Raw genomic sequence first — 464 nt, 5'->3', positions numbered from 1 at the left:
ATATTTCTCTCTGTGCTGGAATGGTCAGTGGTCACGACTCGCAGATGATCCTGATACTCGCTAAGTCTGAACTGTTCATTCCAGCCTACTTGGCCGCTTAGGGCTACGCTTCCAGCAAACTCTAGACCATTGTCCGAATAGTCTAGCTTGTAGACCGTACTGCTATAAGATGAATCATTTGCGTTTTCGTAACTGTATTCATTTTCTACCATATACACGGCGTTCAATGATGCGTAGATTGTGGCAATGGGGGCGGCGATGCAGCTGGATTTTATATCTGAAAGCGCCATATCATGTGAAGCGCCAAGGTCGATTTTAGTAACGATAGCCAGGGTAGGTTGTGTTGAATCTTCTGGCTCGTTAGGAATATGGCAATCATTTTCACCTAGTAAAATCTTTGTTTGGCCATTTAAGGTGACGCTTGGGAGTAGGTCTTCTAATGTGGCCTTGCTGATTAATGACTC

At 44.6% G+C, this 464-nt stretch carries 1 protein-coding gene; it reads right to left on the bottom strand.

Annotated features, from left to right (window positions below; all coding sequences use genetic code 11):
• The coding region (locus A3761_RS06260; RefSeq protein ID WP_156491667.1) for a beta-propeller domain-containing protein at positions 1-464 on the bottom strand (464 nt) is incomplete at both ends.

This window comes from Oleiphilus sp. HI0123, assembly GCF_001635315.1.
Note: the sequence above shows the minus strand (reverse complement) of the source record. Positions and strands in the feature narration are given on the sequence as shown.